This is a genomic window from Streptomyces sp. NBC_01408 (genome assembly GCF_026340255.1).
Lineage (GTDB): Bacteria > Actinomycetota > Actinomycetes > Streptomycetales > Streptomycetaceae > Streptomyces.
This window is the reverse complement of the sequence record NZ_JAPEPJ010000002.1, coordinates 39,693-61,657: the sequence shown is the minus strand read 5'-3', so window position 1 is coordinate 61,657 and position 21,965 is coordinate 39,693. Positions and strand designations below refer to the sequence as shown.

20 protein-coding genes are annotated in these 21,965 nt (G+C 74.0%); 8 read left to right on the top strand and 12 right to left on the bottom strand.

Translation table 11 applies throughout. The features are described 5' to 3' along the window. Window positions 1–87: 87 nt before the first annotated feature. Entirely contained in the window at window positions 88–1,083 is a 996-nt protein-coding gene (locus OG447_RS22795; protein ID WP_266939019.1) for a hypothetical protein, read from the top strand. Window positions 1,084–1,134: 51 nt separating this feature from the next. Here the strand turns inward: OG447_RS22795 and OG447_RS22790 are convergent, their stop codons facing one another. Continuing rightward, complete coding sequence (locus OG447_RS22790) at window positions 1,135–2,532, bottom strand: gluconate:H+ symporter (protein ID WP_266939018.1); 1,398 nt, start codon at window positions 2,530–2,532, stop codon at window positions 1,135–1,137. Between the two features lie 12 nt (window positions 2,533–2,544). Continuing rightward, window positions 2,545–3,111: a gluconokinase gene (locus OG447_RS22785; protein WP_266940102.1), complete on the bottom strand. Its 567-nt coding sequence runs from the start codon at window positions 3,109–3,111 to the stop codon at window positions 2,545–2,547. Window positions 3,112–3,247: 136 nt separating this feature from the next. On the opposite strand from OG447_RS22785, the gene OG447_RS22780 reads away from it, so the two are divergent. Further along, window positions 3,248–3,958 carry a FadR/GntR family transcriptional regulator gene (locus OG447_RS22780; protein ID WP_266939017.1) on the top strand — a complete coding sequence of 237 codons (711 nt, stop codon included), beginning with the start codon at window positions 3,248–3,250 and terminating at the stop codon, window positions 3,956–3,958. Window positions 3,959–4,030: 72 nt separating this feature from the next. On the opposite strand, the gene OG447_RS22775 is transcribed toward OG447_RS22780, so the two are convergent. The 4 genes from OG447_RS22775 to OG447_RS22760 form a co-directional block, all read right to left on the bottom strand. Beyond that, a complete protein-coding gene (locus tag OG447_RS22775; protein WP_266939016.1) occupies window positions 4,031–4,447 on the bottom strand; it encodes a VOC family protein in 417 nt (138 codons plus the stop codon). A 10-nt stretch (window positions 4,448–4,457) separates the two neighbouring features. After that, on the bottom strand, window positions 4,458–4,877 hold the full coding sequence (locus OG447_RS22770; RefSeq protein ID WP_266939015.1) for a helix-turn-helix domain-containing protein: 420 nt from the start codon (window positions 4,875–4,877) through the stop codon (window positions 4,458–4,460). 99 nt (window positions 4,878–4,976) lie between these two features. Beyond that, window positions 4,977–5,375 (bottom strand): VOC family protein, encoded by a 399-nt coding sequence (locus OG447_RS22765; protein WP_266939014.1) that lies wholly within the window; start codon window positions 5,373–5,375, stop codon window positions 4,977–4,979. Window positions 5,376–5,427: 52 nt separating this feature from the next. Further along, the gene (locus OG447_RS22760; RefSeq protein WP_266939013.1) at window positions 5,428–7,329 is read right to left on the bottom strand and encodes an ABC transporter ATP-binding protein; all 1,902 of its coding nucleotides are present in this window, start codon (window positions 7,327–7,329) and stop codon (window positions 5,428–5,430) included. Window positions 7,330–7,540: 211 nt separating this feature from the next. Between OG447_RS22760 and OG447_RS22755 the strand changes: the two genes are divergently transcribed. Next, entirely contained in the window at window positions 7,541–9,580 is a 2,040-nt protein-coding gene (locus OG447_RS22755; RefSeq protein ID WP_266939012.1) for an AMP-binding protein, read from the top strand. On the opposite strand, the gene OG447_RS22750 is transcribed toward OG447_RS22755, so the two are convergent. Continuing rightward, a complete protein-coding gene (locus OG447_RS22750) occupies window positions 9,535–11,514 on the bottom strand; it encodes a GNAT family N-acetyltransferase (protein ID WP_266939011.1) in 1,980 nt (659 codons plus the stop codon). The genes OG447_RS22755 and OG447_RS22750 overlap by 46 nt on opposite strands. 95 nt (window positions 11,515–11,609) lie before the next feature. On the opposite strand from OG447_RS22750, the gene OG447_RS22745 reads away from it, so the two are divergent. Continuing rightward, complete coding sequence (locus tag OG447_RS22745; RefSeq protein ID WP_266939010.1) at window positions 11,610–12,032, top strand: DUF350 domain-containing protein; 423 nt, start codon at window positions 11,610–11,612, stop codon at window positions 12,030–12,032. Window positions 12,033–12,119: 87 nt separating this feature from the next. On the opposite strand, the gene OG447_RS22740 is transcribed toward OG447_RS22745, so the two are convergent. Beyond that, window positions 12,120–13,349, bottom strand: coding sequence for an acyltransferase (locus tag OG447_RS22740; RefSeq protein WP_266939009.1), 1,230 nt, complete (start codon window positions 13,347–13,349; stop codon window positions 12,120–12,122). Further along, window positions 13,346–14,389 carry an alpha/beta hydrolase gene (locus tag OG447_RS22735; protein ID WP_266939008.1) on the bottom strand — a complete coding sequence of 348 codons (1,044 nt, stop codon included), beginning with the start codon at window positions 14,387–14,389 and terminating at the stop codon, window positions 13,346–13,348. Before OG447_RS22735 ends, OG447_RS22740 begins: the two co-directional genes overlap by 4 nt. A 232-nt stretch (window positions 14,390–14,621) precedes the next feature. Here OG447_RS22735 and OG447_RS22730 point away from each other — a divergent pair, with 232 nt between their 5' ends. Further along, window positions 14,622–16,787 carry a protein kinase gene (locus OG447_RS22730; protein WP_323181842.1) on the top strand — a complete coding sequence of 722 codons (2,166 nt, stop codon included), beginning with the start codon at window positions 14,622–14,624 and terminating at the stop codon, window positions 16,785–16,787. A gap of 24 nt (window positions 16,788–16,811) precedes the next feature. On the opposite strand, the gene OG447_RS22720 is transcribed toward OG447_RS22730, so the two are convergent. Together OG447_RS22720 and OG447_RS22715 are read right to left on the bottom strand one after the other, a co-directional pair. Continuing rightward, complete coding sequence (locus OG447_RS22720; RefSeq protein WP_266939007.1) at window positions 16,812–17,492, bottom strand: response regulator transcription factor; 681 nt, start codon at window positions 17,490–17,492, stop codon at window positions 16,812–16,814. Then, window positions 17,489–18,835: a sensor histidine kinase gene (locus tag OG447_RS22715; RefSeq protein WP_266939006.1), complete on the bottom strand. Its 1,347-nt coding sequence runs from the start codon at window positions 18,833–18,835 to the stop codon at window positions 17,489–17,491. The genes OG447_RS22720 and OG447_RS22715 overlap by 4 nt, the downstream gene beginning before the upstream one ends. A gap of 94 nt (window positions 18,836–18,929) precedes the next feature. On the opposite strand from OG447_RS22715, the gene OG447_RS22710 reads away from it, so the two are divergent. The 3 genes from OG447_RS22710 to OG447_RS22700 all read left to right on the top strand — a co-directional run bounded on the left by OG447_RS22710 (window position 18,930) and on the right by OG447_RS22700 (window position 20,871). After that, window positions 18,930–19,877, top strand: coding sequence for an AEC family transporter (locus tag OG447_RS22710; protein ID WP_266938987.1), 948 nt, complete (start codon window positions 18,930–18,932; stop codon window positions 19,875–19,877). Continuing rightward, on the top strand, window positions 19,874–20,407 hold the full coding sequence (locus OG447_RS22705) for an HXXEE domain-containing protein (RefSeq protein ID WP_266938988.1): 534 nt from the start codon (window positions 19,874–19,876) through the stop codon (window positions 20,405–20,407). The genes OG447_RS22710 and OG447_RS22705 overlap by 4 nt, the downstream gene beginning before the upstream one ends. A gap of 71 nt (window positions 20,408–20,478) precedes the next feature. Further along, window positions 20,479–20,871 (top strand): hypothetical protein, encoded by a 393-nt coding sequence (locus tag OG447_RS22700; RefSeq protein ID WP_266938989.1) that lies wholly within the window; start codon window positions 20,479–20,481, stop codon window positions 20,869–20,871. Here the strand turns inward: OG447_RS22700 and OG447_RS22695 are convergent. Then, complete coding sequence (locus OG447_RS22695; RefSeq protein WP_266938990.1) at window positions 20,825–21,961, bottom strand: hypothetical protein; 1,137 nt, start codon at window positions 21,959–21,961, stop codon at window positions 20,825–20,827. The two genes, OG447_RS22700 and OG447_RS22695, sit on opposite strands and share 47 nt — an antisense overlap. Window positions 21,962–21,965 lie beyond the last annotated feature (4 nt).

The window sequence follows — 21,965 nt, the reverse complement described above, 5'->3', positions numbered from 1 at the left end:
GTGAACCCGCCCCCGCACCCGCCGCGTCCCAGCCGCCGCCCCCGATTCCGCCGCCCCCCGACCCCTGCCGAACCACGCGAGGATCCCATGCCCGACGCCGCGACCGCCGCGTCCACCGCCGCCTCCACCGACGTGGACACCGACCTGCTCGTCGACCTGTGCCGTGAACTCGCCGAGACCGCCGACGCGGTCGGCGAGGCCGCCCGCTACGCCTCGGGGCTGGCCCTCGGCGCCCGGCTGCCCGCGGCCGCCCTCGCCCGCGGCGGCCGTCGCCGACTCGGCTGGCGCACCCTGCTGCGCACCCTCACCGACCCGTCGGGCCTCGGCTGGGCCCCGCGCGGCCGGGGGGTGGCGCGGGCCGGGAGGCTCGCCGGGATGCTGACGGGCCGCGAGAGCCTCGCGATCACCGTCGCCGTCTGCGGGCTCCGCGTCCGGATCCGCGCCGCGAGCGCGGCCCGCCCCGACCTCCTCGGCGACCCCGGCGCGGCGGCGGTCCTCAAGGCCGTCGAGGAGGGCCGGCAGGCGGAGGCCACCCGGCTGTTCCGGGGCCTCATGCGCGACCGGGGCGCAGGGCCCGCCTTCTCGCTGCTGACCCCGGCCTTCGCCGACATCCTGGCCTGGAACGCCCTGACGGACGCCAACCCCTTCAACGACCACGCCGGCTGGCAGGTCGCCACCGGCCGGGCCGTGCCCGCCGAACCCCTCCTCGGGCTGGGCGCCGCCGTCCGGGCCTTCTGCGACCGCGGCCCCGGGGTGCCCGCGGGGCAATCGCCCCCTTCCGCGCCCGATCCCCGCCCCCTGAGGGCGCTCCCGCCGCCGGCACCGCAGCCGTTCGCGCACTCGTACGCGAGGCCGTGTCCGAATCCGTGCCCGGATCGGCCCGGCAGTCTGCGTGCCCACGCGGCGGCGTTGCGCTCCCACGCGGTGCGGCTGCGCGCGGCGGCGGCCGCGCCGGCCTGGCGGGGCCGGGGGGCCGACGTACTGCGCAGCGAGGTCAGGACCCTCGCGGGCCGCTGCGCCACCGCGGCGGACGGGTTCAACCTGGCGGCGGCGCAGCTCGGAGAGGTGCGCCGGCCGCGCTGAGCGCGGCCAAGGGCCTGTCTTTCGGGACCGGCCTGACCCGAAAGACAGGCCCTACAGGACGAGCGACAGCAGCAGGACGAAGCCGAGGCCGACCACCGAGATGATGGTCTCCATCACCGACCACGTCTTCAGGGTCTGCCCGACGGTCATTCCGAAGTACTCCTTGACCATCCAGAACCCGGCGTCGTTGACGTGGCTGAAGAACAGCGAGCCGGACCCGATGGCGAGGACCAGCAGAGCGGTTTCGGTGGTGGACATGCCCGTGGCGAGCGGGGCCACCAGGCCGGCCGCGGAGATGGTCGCCACGGTGGCCGATCCCGTGGCCAGCCGGATGGCCACGGCGATCAGCCAGGCCAGCAGCAGGGTGGGTATCGCCCAGTTCTCCGACACGTCCAGGATCATCTGGCCGACGCCCACGTCGATCAGGGTCTGCTTGAAGCCGCCGCCCGCGCCCACGATCAGCAGGATGCCGGCGATCGGGGCCAGGGACTTGTCCACCGTGGTCGAGAGCCGCTCCTTGGTGAAGCCGGCCGCCCGGCCGAGGGTGAACATGCCCACCAGCACGGACGCGAGCAGGGCGATCAGCGGCGAGCCGATGACGTCGGTGACCCGCTGCACCGGGTTGGCGGGGTCGTTGACGACGATGTCGACCAGGGCCTTGACCAGCATCAGGGCCACCGGCAGCAGCACGGTGAAGACGGTCGCCCCGAACCGGGGGCGGTGCTCCAGCTCCGCGGAGGGCCGCTGCGCGATCATGTGCTCGGGTGCCGGTATGTCCACCCACCGCGCGGCGTACCGGGAGAACAGCGGCCCGGCGATGATCACGGTCGGGACGGCCACGAGCACACCGAGTGCGAGGGTGACGCCGAGGTTCGCGTCGAGGGCGTCGATGGCGACGAGCGGGCCGGGGTGCGGCGGGACCAGCCCGTGCATCACGGACAGGCCGGCCAGTGCGGGGATCCCGATCCGCATCAGGGAGTAGTTGCCCCGCTTGGCCACCAGCAGCACCACCGGTATCAGCAGCACGATGCCGACCTCGAAGAAGAGCGGCAGCCCGATCACCGAGGCGATCAGCACCATCGCCCAGGGCATGGCCCGCCCCTTGGCCCGGGCCAGGATCGTGTCGACGATCTCGTCCGCGCCGCCGGAGTCCGCCAGCAGTCTGCCGAGGATCGCACCGAGCGCGATCAGCATGCCCACGCCCGCGACGGTCGAGCCGAGGCCGGCCGTGAAACTGGCGATGGTCTTGGAGAGCGGCGCGCCCGCGAAGACCCCGAGGGCGAGCGAGCCGACCGTCAGCGCCAGGAAGGCGTGCAGCTTGAGACGGGTGATGAGCAGGACGATGACGGCGATTCCCGCGAGGACGGCGATGCCCAGCTGGGTGTTCCCGGCCGTGGTGATCGGTCCGGTGCCGGCCGCTGCCAGTGTCTCGACGCTGAGACTGGTCACGGTGACGATTCCTTAGTTCTCGGGTGTGCTGTTGGGGGGTGTGCCGGTCTCGGGTGTGCCGGTCTCGGGCGTGAGGAACTCCCGCAGGGCGGCCAGCGCCCGTGCGGTGATGTCCTCCGGGGACCCGGACACGTCGACGACGATGCCCGGTTCGTCCTCCTGGAGCGGCTCCAGGGTGGCGAACTGGGAATCCAGCAGGGTCGTGGGCATGAAGTGGCCCTTGCGGGCGGCCATCCGCTGCTCGATCAGCGGGCGCTCACCGGTGAGGTGGACGAAGACCGCACGGGGGGCCGAGGCGCGCAGCCGGTCGCGGTACGCGCGCTTGAGCGCCGAGGCCGAGACCACTCCGCCGCGGGTGCCCGCGCGGTTGCGGATCCACTCGCCGATGGCGTCCAGCCACGGCCGGCGGTCCGCGTCGTCCAGCGGGGTGCCGGCCGACATCTTGGCGACGTTGGCCGCCGGGTGGAAGGCGTCGCCCTCGGCGTACGGGATCCCGAGCGCCTCCGCGAGCAGCCGGCCCATGGTCGTCTTGCCCGTGCCGGCCACGCCCATCACCACAATGACGCGCTGGGTGCTCACGTCGTACCTCGCTGTCCTCATCGGCATCGGTCCGTGTTCGTGAGCACACTGAAGCCTATTAAGTAGTACTTATTCAAGGGTCCTGCGGAAAACGTCGCATCTTTTGTTCGCCGGGGCGTCACCGTACGCTTACGCCATGACCACCGAAGGCAGTCCTGGACAGGGCCTCCACTCCCATGTGCTGGACACCCTCGGCCTTGCGATCACTGCGGGGGAGCACCCGCCGGGCAGCGTCCTGCGCACGGACGAGATCGCCGACCGCTTCGACGCCTCCCGCACCGTCGTACGGGAGGTCGTACGCGTCCTGGAGTCCATGCACCTGGTGGAGTCCCGCCGCCGGGTCGGTGTCACCGTCCGCCCCACCGAGGAGTGGAACGTCTACGACCCGCGGGTCATCCGCTGGCGCCTGGCCGGCACCGACCGCCCCCGCCAGCTGCGCTCCCTCACCGTGCTCCGCTCCGCCATCGAGCCCGTCGCGGCCGGACTGGCGGCGGCCCGGGCCACCCCCGACCAGTGCGCCGAGCTCACGGAGGCGGCCCTCGGCATGGTCCGCACCTCGCGCGGCCACCAGCTGGAGGGGTACCTGCGCCACGACATCGCGTTCCACCGCGTGGTGCTGAACGCCTCCGGCAACGAGATGTTCGCCCGGCTCGGGGACGTCGTGGCGGAGGTCCTGACCGGCCGCACCGAGCACGCGGTGATGTTCCACGACCCGGATCCGGCCGCCGTGACCCTCCACGTCCAGGTGGCCGAGGCGGTACGGGAGGGTGACGCGGCCCGCGCCGAGGCGCTGACCCGGCAGATCGCGGTGGGCGCCCTGGTGGAGCTGGACGTCCTCGCCCCGTAGGGGGTCCGGACGCCAGTCCGCCCCGCTCGGGGCGAGCGGGGCGGGAGACGGTTCAGCGCGCGGGGGTGCGGCTCACTGCTTGCGGGCCTGGGCGATGCGCAGCATGTTGCCGGAGGGGTCGCGGAAGGCGCAGTCGCGGACGCCGTACGGCTGGTCGATCGGCTCCTGGAGCACCTCGCCGCCCGCGGCACGGACCCGTTCGAAGGTGGCGTCGCAGTCGTCGGTCGAGAGGATGACTCCGCGCAGCATGCCCTTCGCCAGCAGCTCCGCCATGGCCTGCTTGTCCTCGGGCGAGGCGTTCGGGTTCGCGAGGGGCGGTTCGAGGACGATGGCCACATCGGGCTGCGACGGCGCGCCGACGGTCACCCAGCGCATTCCCTCGAACCCGACGTCGTTGCGGACCTCCAGGCCCAGCGCGTCGCGGTAGAAGGTGAGCGCCTTGTCGTGGTCGTCGACGGCGATGAAGCACTGTGAAAGCTTGATGTCCATGCCGTCCACGCTACGGCTGGGCGGCGGGCTTGGCTTCTCCGTTCCTGACCGGCCGGGTGAAGATCTTGGCGACGCACGCCGGGATGTCCGCGCCCTGGTCGTGACCGCGTGCCCGGTAGGCGCTCGGGCTCTCGCCCACCAGCTCGGTGAAGCGCGAGCTGAACGAGCCCAGCGACGTACATCCGACCGCGAAGCAGACCTCCGTCACCGACAGGTCGCCCCGGCGCAGCAGCGCCTTGGCCCGTTCGATCCTGCGCGTCATCAGGTAGCTGTACGGGGTCTCCCCGAAGGCGGCGCGGAAGCTGCGGGAGAAATGGCCCGGCGACATGAGGGCGGCGTGCGCCAGCGCCGGGACGTCGAGCGGCTCCGCGTAGTCGCGGTCCATCAGGTCACGGGCCCGGCGCAGTCGGACGAGGTCTTCCAGCATCACCCGACCACCATCCCACAGCGCAGGGGGTGCTCCCCAGGCCTGGGCCTAGACCTAGACCTGGGCCTGGACCTGGGTCCAGGCCTGGCCCAGGTCCGGGGTCTAGCCCTCGGCGCCCGTCCCGGAGCCGGACGAGGTGCGCGGGGTCGTCTGCTGGACCGCCCAGCCGTTGCCGTCCGGGTCCGAGAAGTAGACGAAGGACCCCCACGGCATGTCCTGGATCTCGGTCACCTCGATGCCGCGGCCCCTGAGGTCGGCGTACGCCTCCTCGATGTCGGTGACGACGACCTGCATGTTGTCCAGGGAGCCCGGGGTCATCCGGGTGAGTCCCTTGCCGAGGGCGATCGAGCAGGCCGACCCCGGCGGGGTGAGCTGCACGAAGCGGACGTCCTCGCTCACGGTGACGTCGTGGTCGGCGTTGAAGCCGATCCGCTCGTAAAAGGCCTTGGCCCGGTCCACATCGGTGACGGGGACGGCGACCAGTTCCAGCTTGATGTCCATCTGATGCTCCAAGTTCGGCAGTTGCCCGGCCGGGCGGTGGACCTGTCGGCCATCATGCTCCCGGCGCCGGGACCGCGCCGCCCGAATGCGCTTCCGCCGCCGCGAACTGGGTGCGGTACAGCTCCTCGTACCGGCCGCCCGCGGCCAGCAGCTCGGTGTGGGTGCCGCGTTCCACGATCCGGCCCTCCTCGACCACCAGGATCTGATCGGCCGCCTGTACGGTCGACAGCCGGTGCGCGATCACCACCGCGGTCCGGCCGGCCAGGGCCTCGCCGAGCGCCTCCTGCACCGCCGCCTCGGAGGTGGAGTCCAGGTGGGCGGTGGCCTCGTCGAGGATCACCACCCGCTGCCGGGCCAGCAGCAGCCGCGCGATGGTCAGCCGCTGCCGTTCGCCGCCCGACAGCCGGTAGCCGCGCTCCCCGACGACCGTGTCCAGCCCGTCCGGCAGGGAGGCGACCAGCCCGTCCAGGCGGGAGCGGCGCAGGGCCTCCCAGATCTCCTCCTCGGCCGCGTCCGGCCTGGCCAGCAGCAGGTTGGCCCGTACCGACTCGTGGAAGAGGTGCCCGTCCTGGGTGACCATGCCGAGCGTCTCGCGGATCGAGTCGGCCGTGAGGTCGCGTACGTCGACCCCGCCCAGGCGGACCGCGCCCGCGTCCGCGTCGTACAGCCGGGGCAGCAGCTGCGCGATGGTCGACTTGCCGGCGCCGGACGAGCCGACCAGGGCGATCATCTGGCCGGGTCCGGCGCGGAACGACACCTCGTGCAGCACCTGGGTGCCGCCCCGTGCGTCGAGGGTGGCGACCTCCTCCAGGGAGGCGAGCGAGACCTTGTCGGGGGAGGGGTAGCCGAAGGACACCCCGTCGAACTCGACGGTCACCGGCCCGTCCGGCACCCTACGGGCGTCCGGCTTCTGGGAGATCAGCGGCTTCAGGTCGAGGATCTCGAAGACCCGCTCGAAGCTCACCATGGCGCTCATCACCTCGACGCGGGCTCCGGCGAGCGCGGTGAGCGGGGCGTAGAGCCGGGTCAGGAGCAGGGCGAGGGCGACGACGGAACCGGCGTCCAGGGTCCCGCGCAGGGCGTAGTAGCCGCCCAGCCCGTAGACGAGCGCCAGGGCCAGCGCCGAGACCAGGGTGAGGGCGGTGATGAAGGCCGACTGGGCCATCGCCGTGCGAATCCCGATGTCCCGCACCCGCGCCGCGCGGGCCGCGAACTCCGCGGACTCGTCGGCGGGCCGGCCGAAGAGCTTGACCAGGGTCGCGCCCGGGGCGGAGAAGCGTTCCGTCATCTGGGTGCCCATCGCGGCGTTCAGCGCGGAGGCCTCCCGCTGCATGGCCGCCATCCGCGCACCCATCCGGCGGGCCGGCAGCACGAACACCGGCAGCAGCACCAGCGCCAGCAGGGTGATCTGCCAGGAGATGCTCAGCATCACGGCCAGGGTCAGCAGCAGGGTCACGGTGTTGGCGACCACCCCGGACAGGGTGTTGCTGAAGGCCCGCTGGGCGCCGATCACGTCGTTGTTGAGCCGGCTGACCAGGGCCCCGGTGCGGGTCCGGGTGAAGAAGGCCACCGGCATCCGCTGCACGTGGTCGAAGACCGCCGTGCGCAGGTCCAGGATCAGCCCCTCCCCGAGGGTGGCGGAGAGTCTGCGGATCAGCAGCCCCAACGCCGCCTCGGCGACCGCGATCAGCGCGATCAGGAGGGCGAGGCGGGTGACCGTGCCGCTGTCCCGGCCGCCCACGATGGCGTCCACGATCCGGCTGGCGAGCACCGGGGTGGCCACCGCGAGCAGTGCGGTCACCACACTGAGCAGCAGGAAGAAGGTGAGCCCGCGGCGGTGCGGGCGGGCGAAGGCGGCGATCCGGCGCAGGCTCGCCCGCGAGAGCGGCCGACGGTCCTGCTGGGCGTTGATCGCACTGTGGAGCGATGTCCAAGCGGTGACTTCCATGTCCATGAACCGAACCGTAAGACCTCAACCAAACTTGAGGTCAATGCTCCGCTCCCGGACCACCCGTCAGTGGCACCCGGCCGCCCCGCCCCGCCGACCGGACGTGCGGGCCGGATCGCCGGGCGGCAAGCCGCCGGGCGGCACCCCAACTTCCGTACGAAGGGGGGGAATTTCACGAGCCTCCTCCACTGTCGGTGCCCGGTGGCATCATCGGGACATGACGCAGGGATCCGAGTCCACCCGCTCAGACCGGCCGTCCTCCGACGGCACCGACACCGTCCTGCACCGCTTCGAGCGATGGGCCCGGGACACCCCCGGTGCCCACGCCGTCATCGCCGGCGCCGACAGCCTCACCTACGGACAACTCGACGCCCGCGCCAACCAGTTGGCGCACTACCTGCTCGACGCCGGACTGCCGGCCGATGCGCTCGTGGCCGTCGGTACCGCCCGGCAGTCCGAACTGCTCGTCGCCGTCCTGGCCGCCCTCAAGGCCGGCGCCGCCTACACCGTCGTCGACGTAGAGGCCCCGCGCGCCGCCCGGCAACTGCTCGCCGCCGTCGAACCGTTCGCGCTGCTCACGCACGCCCCCCACGAGGCCCGCCTCGACGACGGCAGCGGACGGCGGGTGATCCGCCTCGGCTCGGAGTCCGCCGCGATATCCGCCCGCCCCACCGGCCCGCCCCCGCGCACCGGACCCGGACGGACCGCGGCCGTCCTCTGTGCCGGGGGAGCCGTTCCGCGCGCGGTCCCCATCAGCCACCCCCGGCTGCTCGCCGCCTACGAGAGCTGGGCGGAGGTGGCCCGGCTGCACCCGGGCGACCGTCATCTGGTCACCTCCGGAGCGTCCGTCACCGCCTTCGCGGCGGGCTGGACCCGGGCCCTGTGCTCGGGCGGCGCCCTCGTCGTGCCCGTGCTGGCGCCCTGGCGGCCGGAGGAGATCCGCGAGGCGATCGAAGCCGAGCAGGTCACCGTCGTGCACACCGACCCGGCCGGCGCCGCCCGGCTGCTCCTGCGGGACCCCGGACCGAAGGATGCCGGCCAGCAGCCGGGCGTTCCCGGGCCCCGCCACGAGGCCGGCCCGCAGCTGCGGGCGGTGCGGCTGCTCACCGTCACCGGCGACCGGCTCTACCTCGACGAACAGGCCGCCCTCCAGAGCCGCCTGCGGACCGGCGTACGGCTGCTGAACGTGTACGGGCTCACCGAGACCGCGGGCGCCGGCGCCTGGTTCGACCTGCCGCAGCTGCCCGGCCCGGTCGACGACCCGGAAGAACTCTCCCTCATCGGCACCCCCTTCCCGGGCTGCCGCGTCGACCTCCGCGCGGGGGAGATCCGCCTCACCCCGCCCGACGGCGGCGACGCGATCCCCACCGGCGACCTCGCGCGGCTGCGCGAGGACGGGCTGCTGGAATTCGGCGGCCGGATCCGCGACCGGATCACCGTGGACGGGCGCACCCTCGACCCGCACGCACTGGAATCCGCACTCCGCGGCCATGAGGGCATCGGCTCGGCGATGGTGGCCGCCGTGCCCGGGTTCCAGGGCGTCCGGCGCCTCGTCGCCTACGTGGCCCCGCCCGCCGACGACACGTCATGGCCCCCCGGCTCCCTCCTGCCCGACATCGACGAGGTACGCGCGCACCTGGCGGACAAGGTGCCCTCCGAGGACCGGCCCCGCGCCGTGGTGCGGCTGCGCATCCTGCCCCGCAACCGGGCCGGCCAGGAGGACCGGGCGGGCCTGCCCCAACCGCCGCAGACGGTCCTCGGAGACGCCACCGCGGGAGTGGCCCGCGGCGGGGGCAAGTACGGAGCCGCGAGCGCGGGCGAGGGCTCCGCCTCGTGCGCCATCGGCTGCGGGGCGATCGTGCTGGCCTTCGTCTCCCGGCTGCTCACGGACTTCATCTGGCCCGGATCGACCGACCTCACCGGGGTGCCGAACCCGTGGGCGTTCCTCTTCGGCAACCTCTACCTGTTCGAGTGCCTGGCCTTCGGCCTCGGGGTGGTGTTCCTCTTCACGGGACGCGCACGGATGCTGAGCCACGGCCGGGGCCGCGCGCTCACCACCGCGGCCCACCTGGCCGTGGTCTACCTGCTGGTGTCCTGGTGGCCGCAGGACAACCTCTACCGGCTGGCAGCCAAACAGGACTGGCCGCGGCAGGCCGCGCTCGTCTACACCTTCAACGTCCCCCTGATGATCGCGGCCGCCGTCCTCGCCTTCTACGTCTCCCGCAAGAAGGCCTCGCCCTTCGACTTCGAGGACTGACCGGGCTGTGGCTGCCGCCGCGTTCGGGCTTGCGGCGTCGGCTCCGGCTGCGCGGGGCCGCCGAACCCCGCCCCCACCGCCAGGGCCCGCTCCCGGACCAGCGCCTCGGCCGCGTCCAGCACCTCCCGGCTGTGCGCGGCCACCAGCACGCCCAGCCAGGGAAGGGGGGCGAAGGCGGCCGTCGGGATCGCGGGGACGAACACCGCCCCGAGCTCCGCGCAGTCCCGGGCCAGGGCCTCGCACACCTCGTCCAGCTGGGCGTCCGGCAGCCGGGCGCCCAGCTCCACCCGGTCCGCGATCCGTACGAAATGCCCCGCGCCCCGCAGCGCGTCGAGCCGGGCCGCCACCATGAAGGCCACCGAGGGCCCGGTCAGCCGCAGGTTCGTCTCGGTCGGCGCGAGCCGCCCCGCGCCGTCCGCCACGAAGTCCACGTCGAACCAGCCCCGGTAGCCGGAGGCCGCCAGCTCCCGCCCCACCGCCGCCCCGAAGCCGAGCAGCGCCCGCTCCGACCAGGCGGGCACCACGCCCGGCCCGACCGTGGCCCCCCGGTAGGCGGCGCCGTCCACCTCCATCACCGCCCCGCCGACCTCGTGCACCCGGCCCCGCGGGTCCACGAAGCCGTCGTACGTCAGGTCGCGCGGCCCCTCGGCCGGGCCGGACACGTACTCCTCCACCAGGAGCGGCCCGCGCGGCAGCCGGCGCAGTACGGCGCGGGCCCCGCCCGCCGCCCGGACCTCGTCCGGTGTCACCACCGTGGTGCCCGAACCCCCGACACCGTGCTCCGATTTCAGAACACTGCTCTCGCCCGCCCTGGCCCGGGCGGAGAGGAGCCGCGCCGCGGCCCACCGGCCACCGGCCCGCCACTGCGCAGGCAGCACGATCCCCGGATGCCCGCCCTCCGCCAGGATCCGCCCGAAGAGCGCGTGCGACGCGGACTTCGACTCGTACCGCAGCTCCCCGGGCCGCCACGGCCGGCCCGCCAGCTCCGCGAACGGGCGCGTCCGCCCCCACGGTACGAGGGGCAGCCCGGCCCCGGTCAGCAGCGCGGCCAGCGCCGGGCGGGCCCGTACGGCGTCCACGAGGCCCGGACCCCGGTCCACGAGGCCGTCGTACACCTCCACCCCGGTCCAGCCCAGTTGGCGGCAGACCAGCGCCGCCCACCCTTCCGGTACCGCCCGGGGCAGCACCAGCGCCGCCGGGTACGGGCTGTAGAAGGCGGCCAGGGCGGCGTAGTGGTGCGCGGGCCGCTGCTCCCGGTCCAGCGAGGCGTCGGCGAACTGTGCGTTGAACTCGGCGACATTGCCCAGGTGCACGGCCCGCCCGCCACCGGTCCACGCCCGCGCCCAGCCGGCGAGCGGGGCGGGGGCCACTTCGAAGCGCACCAGAGCCCCCGCGGGGCCGCTGCCCTCGCTGTCGCTGTCGCTGTCGCTGCCCCGGCCCTCGCCGGTGCCGGCGCCATCGCCCAGGCCCAAGCCCTCGCCGATGCCGTCCCCGCTCGGGCCCACGCCGTCGCCCCCACCGGCCGCGGCTCCCGCCGCCGACGCCGCCACCGCCCCCATCGCCCGGTAGAACCCGGCCGCGTGCGGATCGGCGTCGATCAGCAGCCTGCGCACGCCCAGCTCCACGGCCCGGCGCAGCACGTCGCGGTAGAGCATCCGCCCCACGCCCTGCCCGATGGCCGAGGGCTCCACGAACAGCAGCCCCAGCTCCGCCCGCGGGGGCGCGCCCTCCAGTGAGGCGAGCCCCAGGACGTCCCCGCGCCCGTTTTCGGCCACCACGATCCGGCGTGCCGTCACGTCGGCGGGGCGGATCCGCAGTTCCTCCGCGCACGCGGCCAGGAACGCGGCGTCGTAGCCCCAGTGCGCCTTCGACCGCATCACGAGCCCCGTCAGGGCCTCGGCCTCGTCCGCCCGCGCGGCCCTGACCTCTGCCATTTCCTGACCTCCCCATGGTCCACCGCACGGCCGTGCGATAGATTCGGCCTCCCCACGGCACATCCTTTCCCACCCACGCGGAGACAGGCTTCTCAATGAGCGACATCATCAACGGACTTGGCCGCACCAGCGCCTTCGGCGCCCTCGGCCTGGTGCTGCTGATCCTCGGCATCGTCCTCGTGGACGTGCTGACGCCCGGGAAGCTCCCGAAGCAGATCTGGGAAGAGCGCAACCGCAACGCCTCCATCCTGCTCAGCTCCGCGCTCCTCGGCATCGGCGGCATTGTCTTCACCTCGATCTGGACGACGTACGACGACTTCGGCAAGGGGCTGCTCTCCACCGCGGCCTTCGGCCTGCTCGGCCTGGTCCTGATGGGCGTGGCCTTCCTGGTGCTCGACCTGGTGACCCCGGGCAAGCTCGGCGCCATCCTCGTCGAGCCGGAGCCCCACCCCGCGGTGTGGGTCACGGCCTCCTGCAACCTGGCGGTGGCCGCCATCGTCGCGGCCTCGATCGCCTGACACCGGCACCCGGCCCCGGTCGCGCCACACGCCGAGAGCGCCGCTCCCTCCGGGGAGCGGCGCTCTCGTCATATCCCGCCCCGGCCGTTACGCGAGGCCCAGGGCGAACACCGCGAACCCCGCCGCGAGCACACCGGCGAGCGCCCGGCGCACCGCCGGGGCCGTGCGCCCCTCCACCGGCGGCCCCTCGAACCGGCGCGCGTACCGGGCGATGCCCACCAGCAGCACGGCGAACACCGGCATCCACGCCACCCGCGCCACGATCCAGCCCAGGCTGTCCGGCGCCGTAGTCAGCCCCGCCAGCTCACCCACGAACGAACCGGGAACGGCCGCGGCCAGCATCGCGCTCTGGTGCCAGCACAGGATCGTCATCGCGCACAGGTTGACCACGACCACCGGAGCCCACAGGGCCGGCCGGGCCAGCAGCCTCGCGAGCCGGTCGCGCAGCAGCATCGCCGCCCCCGACTGCGCGGCGGCCAGGGCCAGCACCAGCAGCGACGGCGGGTGCGAATTGGTCCGGGCCTCGCCCGGTACGCCCACCATCGACGCCGGGTAGTGGAAGACCACCAGCAGCGCGGCGAACAGCACGCCCCCGCCCGCCAGCAGCAGCCAGGCCCCGCGCCGCCCGATCAGCCGCTCGCCCCAGGCCACGCCCAGCTGGTACGCGAACAGCCAGCCCGGCAGGATGTTCAACAGCGCCAGCCAGGACGGCACGGACTCCGCGAGCGGCCCGTAGCGCAGGAAGTCGACCACGGCCACCGAGGCGATCAGCGGCAGCGCGGCCCAGCCGCCGAGCCTGTGCGCCGCCCGCACGCAGTACGGGGTCAGCGCGGTGACCACGGCGTACACCCCGACGAACCACAGCGGCTGGATCACCAGCGTCGCCCCGGTCCGCAGCGTGGCCTCCGGCACCCCGGCCGCGTACAGCACCGGCGCGGCCAGCGCCCACACCGCGGTCACCCCCAGCACCGGCCGCCCCAGCCGGACCATCCGGCCCTTCAGCCACGCGGTCACCGATCCCTCGTGGCGCCGGAAGGACAGCGCGGAGGCGTACCCGCCGACCAGGAAGAAGATGCCCAGCATCTGGAGCACCCAGCTGGCCGGGGCGAGCCCGCCGAAGGCGGACAGCGGGCTGGCGTTGTGCAGCCCGCCCCCGGCGTCCAGGGTGAACCCGCCGAGCAGCCAGTGGCCGGTCGGCACGGCCAGCAGGGCGAGCGCGCGCAGCCCGTCGACGGCCCGGTCGCGGTGGGCGGGGGTCTGCCGGTCGATCCGTTCGACGGCCTTCTTCAGCGGGGACAGAGTGGCGGAGGCGCTCATCGGGCCTCTCCCTTCGCGATCGCGGCGAAGGCCGCCAGGGACTGGGTGCCGGGCGTGAAGTAGCCGGTGTGGCCCTGGACGTCGGCGGCGGGCACCCGGCGGGCACCGAAGGCCGGGGAGGTGGGGTCGGCGCCGTGGCCGATCCCGGCGAACTCGACGTTCGGGACGTCGGCGATCCAGTCGGAGGGGCCGCGGGCCGCCCAGACGCGGGCACCGGTGCGCAGGGCGCCGGCGGTGTCCGCGCGCATCCCCGGCGAGCCGAGGACGACGATGTCGGCGGCGTCGGTGTGCCGGGCCGCCAGCCCGCAGACCACCGAGCCGTAGCTGTGGCAGAACAGCGCCGGGTCGGGGGCGCCGACCGCATCGAGTCCGGCGGTGAACCGGGCCAGGCGGGCCGCCCCGGCCTGCGCGAGCCGTCCGTCGGCCGCGTCCAGGCCCACCCCGACCGGGGTCGTGTAACCGGTCCAGGCGATCACGGCGTCGGCCGGGCCGGCGGCCGCCCGCAGCGAACGGGCCATCCCGGCCGGCCCCGTGTGCGCCCTGCGCCCACCGTCGTAGGCGGTGGCGTCGTTGTCCGAACCCGGCACGATCACCGAGACGTGCGCCGCGCGTTCCAGGTCCCCGAAGACCTCGGCGACCTGGCCCCGGCCGCGCGGGTCGAAGGCGAGGATCTGCCGGTCCGGCGCGGCCAGCGAGGCGTACCGCGCCTCACCGGTGGCGGCCACGGCGATCCGGTTGGCCTCGTACCGCAGGGGGAGCGGCGCACCGTCCAGATTGCCTACCACCAACGGGTGGCGGCCCAGGAGTTCCCGCCGCACACCCTTGTCAAGCCCGGCGAAGAACCGGGCCACCTCGCCCGGCGCAGCGGTCGCCGGATCGGGCAGCGGCCGGCCGGAGGCCGTGTCGGCCAGCCAGGCGGCGGTGCCCGGCGGCGGCCCGGTGACCGCGGACTGGCTCTCACCGGAGGCCCATCCCGCGGTGCCCGCGACGGCGGCCACCGCCAGCGCGGCCGTGACCAGCGTCCTTGCGAAGCGGCGCATGCCCCTTCTCCTCTCCTCGTGACGAGGAGGAAGGTAAGGAGAAGGTCTCGGACCCTACGTCGGACCGTGGAGCCAAGTCGGAAGTCATACCCCGGTAGGGGGTGGAGGAGACGGCGCCCGGCCGCCCGCGGTGCCGCCCGGGCCGCCGTGGACGGGGCGCAGCGGGCGCAAAATCCTGTCATCATCAGGGAGTTGCCGCACGAGGCGCTGGTTCACAGAACCTGGGGGTGCGTTGGAGGCCGGAATTCTGCTCAGCGGGCGCTATCGGCTGGTGAAGCCGCTGGGCCGGGGAGGGTTCGGGGAAGTCTGGCGGGGGGAGGACCAGAACCTGCGCCGTCCGGTCGCGCTGAAGATCCTGCGCACGGACGTTTCGGGGGACACGGCCGAGAAGCGGTTCAGCAGGGAAGCCGAAATCACCGCGAGGCTGCGGCACCCCGGCCTCGTGGTGGTGCACGACGTCGGGCAGGACCTGGGACGCACCTTCATCGTCATGGAACTGCTGGAGGGCGTGGACCTGGCACACGTCCTGCGCTGGGTCCCCACCGGGCTGCCGCTCGCCCAAGTGGTCGACGTGGCGTGCCAGACGCTCGACGCCGTGGCCGCCGCGCACGGCCAGGGCGTCGTCCACCGCGACCTCAAACCGGCGAACCTCTTCCGCCAGAACGACGGACGCGTCAAGGTCTGCGACTTCGGCATCGCCTACTCCTCCGATTCGACCAAGGGTCTGACGCCGGACGGCCACGTCATGGGGACCTTCGAGTACCTGGCCCCGGAGCAGTGCCGGGCCGAGCAGGTGGACGCGCGCTCCGACCTCTACTCCTTCGGCTGCGTGCTCTACGCCCTGCTCACCGGCGCACCCCCGTTCACGGGCGGCCCGAAGTACAGTCTCCTGCTGCGCCACGTGCAGGAGGCACCGAGATCGCTCCGCTTCCTGCGCCCCGACGTCCCCCCGGACCTGGACGCGCTGGTGCTCGCACTGCTGGCCAAGGACCCCGGGGACCGTCCCGCGACAGCAGGTGCCGTCGCCAAGGCCCTGCGGGAACTGGACCTGGAGGCCCGGACGCCGACGGCCGGACGCCGCGTCCCCGTCGCTCCGCCGCCGCCGCCGGCAGGCGCGGCCGGACAGGAACCCCCGCGGGGCCGGGGAGGGACCACGCTCCAGGCCCACGGCGTGGGGCACCTGCTGCGCGGCCGGTACGCGCTCCTGGAGAAGCTCGCCCCCCGTGGCCCGGGCGAGACCTGGCGCGCGATGGACCGGGACGCGGACCGCCAGGTCACCGTGCGGGTGCTCGACGGGACGACGTCCGCCCGTCTCGACCGGGCCCGGTTCTACCGGGACGCCAGGGTCGGCGCCCGCGTACGGCACCCGGGTCTCGCGGTCGTCCACGAGACGGACTGGGACGGCGAGCTGGCGTTCACCGTGGGGGAGTTCGTGGAGGGCAGCTCTCTCCACGGCGTCCTCGCCCGCTCGACCGGCGGACTGCCGCTGGACGAGGCCCTCGGGCTGTCGCGGCAGCTCGCGGATGCCCTCGGGGCGGCGCACCAGGACTCCGTCGTGCACCTGGGCCTCACATCGGGCAACGTCCTGCGCCAACGGGACGGGCAGATCAAGCTGTCCGACTTCGGAGTCACGTGCGCCGCCCCGGGCGAGATCCCCGGCAGCGGTTTCTTCACCGCTCCGGAGCAGTGGCGCGGTGAACGGCCCGACGAGCGGACCGACCTCTACGCGTTCGGCTGCCTCCTGTACGCCCTGTTCACCGCCCACCCGCCCTTCAAGGGGCCCGGCCTGGACGAGCTGCGGCGCAGCCACCTCACCCAGGAGGCGCCTCTCCTGCGATCCGTCCGTCCGGCCGTACCACCCGCGCTGGAGAGGCTGGCGTCGGGACTGCTGGCCAAGGAGCCGGGCAGGCGTCCGCCGGTGCACGAGGCCAAGACCGTCCTCACCCTCCTGGCCCGCGAGGGCTCCGAGCACGCACCGACAGGCAAGGCACCGGAGTGCTACGCCCCGGTGGATGCCCGGCTCGGTGCGCTGTACCAGGCGACCGGATCACAGTGGGCCGCCGGCTATCACACGGGCGTCGACTTCCTCACCCCGTCCGGCACGGCCGTCCGGGCCATGGCCGCCGGGACCGTGATCTCGGCCGGCTGGGCCGGGAGTTTCGGCTTCCAGGTGATCCTCCGGCATCCCGACGGCATCCACAGCCAGTACGCGCACCTGAGTGCCATCGCCGTGCGATCCGGGCAGAACGTCGACGCCGCCCAACGCGTCGGCCGCTCCGGCAGCACGGGCAACACGACCGGCCCCCACCTCCACTTCGAGATCCGTACGGGCCCGGGCCACGGATCCGACATCGACCCGCTCCCGTACCTGCGCTCCCAGGGCGTAGCTCTCGGCTGACGCCGACGGGAGAAGAGCCCCGGCTCAGGCGCTGTCGCCCGGGCGGACCAGCCCCGCCTCGTACGCGAAGATCACCGCCTGGGCCCGGTCGCGGAGGTCGAGCTTGGCCAGGACCCGCCCGATGTGAGTCTTGACCGTCTGCTCGGCCAGCACCAGATGACCGGCGATCTCCTGGTTCGACAGCCCGCGCGCGATGAGTTCCAGTACCTCGGTCTCGCGCGGGGTCAGCCCGTTCAGCCGCAGCGCCGGGTCCTTGCGCGGCGCGGGCCGCTGGTGGACGAAGTCGGCGATCAGCCGCCGGGTCACCGAGGGCGCCAGCAGCGCCTCGCCCGACGCGACCACCCGTACCGCCGCGATCAGATCGGCCGGCGGCGCGTCCTTCAGCAGGAAGCCGGAGGCGCCCGCGCGCAGCGCCTCGTACACGTAGTCGTCGATGTCGAAGGTGGTCAGCATCAGCACCTTCGGCCGGTGCACCACCCCGGGCGGGGGATCGAGGATCTCCCGGGCCGCAGTGAGCCCGTCCATCTCCGGCATCCGCACGTCCATCAGCACCACGTCGGGGTGCGTGGAACGCGCCACCTGCACCCCCTGCCGTCCATCGGGAGCCTCGCCCACCACGTCGATGTCGGCCTGGGCCGACAGCAGTGCGGCGAAGCCCGCCCGCACCATGGCCTGGTCGTCGACGATGATCACACGGATGGTCAACTGGCGTCCTCGGTCGGGTCGTCCAACGGCAGGCGGGCGGCGACCCGGAAGCCGCCGTCGGGCAGCGGACCGGTGTCGAGGGTCCCGCCGGTCAACCGTACGCGCTCGCGCATCCCCACCAGACCGTGGCCCGTGCCCGAACTCTCCAGCTCCACCACGGCGTCCCGCGCCGGACCGTTGACCACGAGCACGAGGACCTCGTCCTCGTCCACGGTCACCGAGACCCGGGTGGGCGCCCCCGGCGCGTGCCGCACCACATTGGCGAGGGCCTCCTGCACGATCCGGTAGGCCGACAGGTCCACGGCGGGCGGCGCCGCCCGCTGCGCCTCCGCCGCCAGGGACAACTCCACCGGCTGCCCGGCCCGTACGGTCGCCTCCACCAGCTGCTGGAGCCGGCCGATCCCCGGCTGCGGGGTCTTCTCGCCCTCGGCCCGCTCCGTACCGTCCCCGCGCAGCACCGTCAGGAGCCGCCGCATCTCGCCCAGCGACTCCCGCGCACTGGCCGCGATCGCCTCGAACTCCTCCCGCACCGGCTCCGGCATGCCGGGCAGCCGGTACGGGGCGGAATCGGCCTGCACGGTGATCACCGACATGTGGTGGGCCACCACATCGTGCAACTCCCGTGCGATCCGGGCCCGTTCCTCCAGCAGCGTGCGCCGGGCCCGCTCCGCCTCGCTGATGCTCTCCTGCTCGGCGATCCGCTGCTGGGCGTCGCCCAGACCGCGCAGTGCCCCGGTCAGCGCCAGCATGACCCCGGCGAGTACGAAGAGCAGCGCGGCGGTGTTCATGACGCCCGGCGGCTGGAAGAAGCCCAGCACCGCCCCGACCCCGCCGGTCGCCAGCCACACCCCGACCAGGGTCCGGATGGACTCGCGCAGCCCGAGGCACGCCATCAGGACCAGGTAGCCGACGATGGCCATCGGAGTCCACGGCCAGGGGTGCCCGGACAGGCCGTCGGCCTGGATCAGCAGCACCGCTCCGAACGTGTCGGCCAGCAGGATCACGGCCCAGGCGGCGAGCGGCCGCGTCACGGCGAGGAGCAGCGGCACGGTCTGCGCCACCCCGAGTGCGCCCGACCAGCCGCCGCCCGCCTTGTAGTCGTTGGTGAGGACGGCGATGGTCACCGGCAGCAGCGTCACCACGAAGACGCCGATCACGAAGTACGGCAGCAGCCGCTGCCAGGCCTTGGGAGCCTGCGCGAACAGGGGCTGGGCCGCCCGCGCGGGCGTCCGCACGACGACGGCCAGCTGGGCCAGAGCGCCGGGCACGCGGGCCGGGCCGGAACCGGAGCGGGAGGTCGCGCGGGTCCGGCCGAGCCGCCGCGCACGGGGTTGGTCGCTCATGATCGGCCAGCCTACGGGACAGCCCTCATACGCCCGAGGGGCCGAAACGGGGCGGGGGTAGGCTGCTCGTCGGTCGATCACGGGGGATCAGGTCATGGGTGGCGCTGCCGCGCTCGAGAAGCTGGTGCCGGTGCTGCTGGCCTTCGGCGGCGGAGTGCTGCTCGCCCGGCGGAAGATCGTTCCCGCCGAGGCCTCCAAGGTGTTCGCCGACTACGCCTTCCTCTTCGCCGTCCCCTGCTACCTCTTCGGCAACATCTACGCCAGCGACCTTGCCGCTCTCTTCGACTGGCAGGCCATCGGTGGTTACGCCGCGGCGGCCGCCCTCGCCGTGGGCGCGGTCGTCGCGGTGGCCGTCGCCCACGGGCTGCGGGAGCCCCGCGAGGTGGCCCTGCGCGTGATGGCCGGGGTCCAGGTGAACACCGCCTACTTCGCCGTCCCCGTCTTCATCACCGTGTTCGGGACGGCCGCGCCCATCTTCCCGATCCTGCTCTTCCAGGTGTGCGTCCTGTCCCTGGTCGTCATCGCCCTCATGGAACTGGGCCGCGCGGGCCCCGCCGCCGGCAGCCCGGGCCGACGGCTCTCCCGCGCCCTCGGCGCCTCCCTCGCCACCCCGCTGGTCCTCGCGTGCAACGCAGGGATCCTGCTCAACCTGCTCTCGGTGCCCGTCCCGGAGGTGGTGCTGGACGGGGCCGCGTTCGTCGGCGACAGCGCCTCCCCGGTGGCCCTGTTCTCCCTCGGCCTCCACCTCGGCGGCCTCGGCCTGGACCTGCGGGGCACCACCCGCGAGGAGATGGCCCTCATCGCCTTCAAGTGCCTGGCCTTCCCCCTGCTGACCTGGGCGGTCTGCGGGGCCCTGTTCGGGGTCCGGGGCGAGTGGCTTGCCTACCTCGTCCTGATCGCCGCCATGCCGACCCCGCAGAACCTGTTCATCTTCGCCCAGCGCTACGACGTGGGAGTCGACCTCTCGGCCTCCATAGTGATCAAGACGTCACTCGTTTCCCTCCTGTTGCTGCCCCTGTGGCTGCAGACTGCCGTGTCATGAGCGAACCGAAGCCGCCCCCCGTCCCCCTCGCCTTCGCCACCCTCGGACTGCTGGCCGCCTGGGCCGTGCACGACCTGGAGGAAGTGGCGACGACGGCACGCTGGTCCCGTACCCGGGTCCCCGTCCTGCGCGAGCGCCACCCGCGCGTCCCCGACCGGATATGGCGGCGGCTCGAAGCCGTCGACGGCCGCGAGTTCGCCACTGCCGTGGGCTTCATGGGCCTCGTGGTGGCCGCCGCCTCCGCCGACGGACACCGCACCGGCGGCCGTTCCGCCTTCTACCAGAGCGCGCTGACCGGATTCGGCCTGCACGGCCTCGTCCACCTCGGACAGGCCGCCGCCACCCGCGGGTACACCCCGGGCGTGGTCACCTCGCCGCTCGTCGTCGTCCCCTTCACGCTCTGGGCCAGGGGCCGGCTGCGGCGCGCCGGAGTGCTGCGGCCCGCCCGGGTGCGCGACGCCGTCGGGGGCCTGGCGCTGGCCGCCGTCGCCACGGCCGCGGCGCACGCCGCGGCACGCCGGATCCGCTGACCCGTCCGGGTCCCCGGCCGCGCGGGGCGGGCCGGCTCGTTCCCCCGGCGGGCTCTGCTCGTTGACCGGGCATGGAAATGCCGACCATCGCGGCGCCCGGCGTCGGGGAACGCGCCGACGCCGTGGCCGATGCCGCCTGCCACCTCTACGACGCCGTCGCCCCCTGGGGCGGCGCGGCGCCCGGCGGGTGGAGCCGGATCGCCGCCGAGGACGCCGCCGAGGCGATCGAGACCACCGCGCACGCCCTCGCGCGCACCCACCCGAGGGCCGAGGTCGTCCTCGCGCCGGTCCACGCCGCCCTGGCCGACCTGCGCCGCCAGCTGGGCCTCCCGCCCGCCGACCAGCTGACCGCGGACGGGCTCCCGGCGACCCCGCGTACGGTCGGCAACCCGCGCCGCACCCGGTGGGTGCGGGTGCTCACCCCGCCTTTGCCCCGGCAACCGCCTTCTCGTACAACTTCCTGATGTCGGCGCCGAAGTAGGAGCTGTACGAGGTGTCCGCCGTGTCCCCGCCGGTCTTCCAGCCGCCGATCACCCCGACCACGTCACCGGTCCCGGTCCGCGCGTCGTAGCGGGTCAGGAACGGGCCGCCGCTGGTCCCGCCGGGATAGCCCGTGCAGTCGATCCGCAGGAACGATCCCGGAATCTTCGGATCGGCGCTGGTGAACTTCGTCGTCCGGTTGACGCACAGGCGCGGGCGCGCGGCGGACGCCGGATAGCCGATCAGCGTGACCTTGGGGTGGGCGTACGGCCCGCCGGTGACCAGGCGGTTCCCGCCGACCACGGCCTCCACCCGGAAGCCGTCGGCGTTCGGCCCCACTTGGGCGAAGGCCACGTCGAGTCGGGCGGCCCGGTCGGCCCCCTGGGACACGTAGCGGGGGTCGATCCACACCTTCGCGCGCCCGGCGGCGTTCCGCAGGACCGGGAACAGGCCGTACGGCTGCGGTTTCGCGCGCGTGTACCGCGGTACGAAGGCCACTTGGCGGGCGTCGGAGCCGAGCAGGCAGTGGCCCGCGCTGAGCACCAGGTCGCGGCCGGGGGAGGAGACCACGCTCGCGGTGCAGAAGTAGGCCCCGGCGCCCTTCATGACGAACATCCGGCCGACGACGGGGACGCCGTCGAAGTCCTGCCCGACGCCGGGACCCGCGAGGAGGGGCAGGTGGGCCGGGACGGGCGCCCGGGTCGGCGTCGTGGCCGGAGTCGGCGTGGGTGTGGGGGTGGGGGTGGGCGTCGGCGTGGGGCTGAGTACCGGGCTCGGCGGCGTCGGGAGGGGCACGGCCGCCGGGGCGGCCGGGCTCACGGCCTGCGCGTCGGGCGTGCCGGCCGGGCCCGGCGAGGGCACCGGTGCCGGGTCCGGTGCCGGGTCCGGTGCCGGATCCCCGGGCAGCAGGACGGCGGAGGCCATCCGCTCGGGCGTCCAGAAGGCCGCCGCCTCGCGGGCGGACCAGCGGGAGGGGCCCGCCGGCCCGGCCGGCCCCTCCTCGGCGACGGGCAGCGGCCCTCCGGGCAGCAGCAGCGCTGCCGTTGCCGCGGCCATCGTCAACGTACGTAGCATGCGG

What these genes read in the sequence shown, in the direction of transcription:
- OG447_RS22795 (WP_266939019.1), top strand. Translation starts at nt 88, where the DNA reads ATGCCCGACGCCGCGACCGCCGCGTCCACCGCCGCCTCCACCGACGTG.
- OG447_RS22780 (WP_266939017.1), top strand. Translation starts at nt 3,248, where the DNA reads ATGACCACCGAAGGCAGTCCTGGACAGGGCCTCCACTCCCATGTGCTG.
- OG447_RS22775 (WP_266939016.1), bottom strand. Translation starts at nt 4,447, where the DNA reads ATGGACATCAAGCTTTCACAGTGCTTCATCGCCGTCGACGACCACGAC.
- OG447_RS22765 (WP_266939014.1), bottom strand. Translation starts at nt 5,375, where the DNA reads ATGGACATCAAGCTGGAACTGGTCGCCGTCCCCGTCACCGATGTGGAC.
- OG447_RS22760 (WP_266939013.1), bottom strand. Translation starts at nt 7,329, where the DNA reads ATGGACATGGAAGTCACCGCTTGGACATCGCTCCACAGTGCGATCAAC.
- OG447_RS22755 (WP_266939012.1), top strand. Translation starts at nt 7,541, where the DNA reads ATGACGCAGGGATCCGAGTCCACCCGCTCAGACCGGCCGTCCTCCGAC.
- OG447_RS22750 (WP_266939011.1), bottom strand. Translation starts at nt 11,514, where the DNA reads ATGGCAGAGGTCAGGGCCGCGCGGGCGGACGAGGCCGAGGCCCTGACG.
- OG447_RS22745 (WP_266939010.1), top strand. Translation starts at nt 11,610, where the DNA reads ATGAGCGACATCATCAACGGACTTGGCCGCACCAGCGCCTTCGGCGCC.
- OG447_RS22740 (WP_266939009.1), bottom strand. Translation starts at nt 13,349, where the DNA reads ATGAGCGCCTCCGCCACTCTGTCCCCGCTGAAGAAGGCCGTCGAACGG.
- OG447_RS22735 (WP_266939008.1), bottom strand. Translation starts at nt 14,389, where the DNA reads ATGCGCCGCTTCGCAAGGACGCTGGTCACGGCCGCGCTGGCGGTGGCC.
- OG447_RS22715 (WP_266939006.1), bottom strand. Translation starts at nt 18,835, where the DNA reads ATGAGCGACCAACCCCGTGCGCGGCGGCTCGGCCGGACCCGCGCGACC.
- OG447_RS22710 (WP_266938987.1), top strand. Translation starts at nt 18,930, where the DNA reads ATGGGTGGCGCTGCCGCGCTCGAGAAGCTGGTGCCGGTGCTGCTGGCC.
- OG447_RS22705 (WP_266938988.1), top strand. Translation starts at nt 19,874, where the DNA reads ATGAGCGAACCGAAGCCGCCCCCCGTCCCCCTCGCCTTCGCCACCCTC.
- OG447_RS22700 (WP_266938989.1), top strand. Translation starts at nt 20,479, where the DNA reads ATGGAAATGCCGACCATCGCGGCGCCCGGCGTCGGGGAACGCGCCGAC.
- OG447_RS22695 (WP_266938990.1), bottom strand. Translation starts at nt 21,961, where the DNA reads ATGCTACGTACGTTGACGATGGCCGCGGCAACGGCAGCGCTGCTGCTG.